The organism is Oleiphilus sp. HI0043 (genome assembly GCF_001634935.1).
The window spans coordinates 1-614 of record NZ_LWEY01001603.1 but is presented as its reverse complement, the minus strand read 5'-3'; the positions used below and the strand labels follow the sequence as shown (position 1 = coordinate 614).

The window sequence follows — 614 nt, the reverse complement described above, 5'->3', positions numbered from 1 at the left end:
AGATTATCAGGCAATTTTGGATACCGCTAAAAGCATTGGTTTGATTGACTAATATGCTTGATACGGGGGCACCGACAAAAACCATATTTCATCTCTCCAAGCAGGATTTAGCGTGGCAAGGTAATACCGTGCTGCGTGACTTGGAGATAGAAATTAAGGCCGGTGAAAAAGTCGCACTGCTTGGCAAGAGTGGTGCAGGTAAAAGTACTTTACTCAAAGCACTATACCAGCTGCGCCCCGATGATATTGCCTTCTGTCAGCAGGCGCCGGCTTTGGTCCCCAGTTTATCTTTGTTCCATAACATTTATATGGGGCAGTTGGATAAGCACAATTTTCTCTATAACGCTTTGAATTTGTTTTTTCCTCAGAAGGCGGTTCAAAAAAAGGTAGCCTTGCTTGCACAATCTTTAGGTTTACAAGAACACTTGAAAGCGCGTGCCGAGACCTTATCTGGCGGTCAGCAACAGCGTGCAGCATTAGCTCGAACGCTGATCCAGGAACGGGATATTTTTCTCGGCGACGAGCCGGTTTCTGCGGTGGATGAGCTACAAGCCGAGCGCTTGATCGCTAAGATCATCTCTTCTCACCAGAGCGTTGTTTTAGCACTCCATAAT

1 protein-coding gene is annotated in these 614 nt (G+C 46.3%); it reads left to right on the top strand.

Features of this window, described 5'->3' with window-relative positions; genetic code table 11:
- Positions 1–53: 53 nt before the first annotated feature.
- On the top strand, positions 54–614 hold a 561-nt coding region (locus tag A3729_RS23980), incomplete at its 3' end, for an ATP-binding cassette domain-containing protein (RefSeq protein ID WP_068634373.1).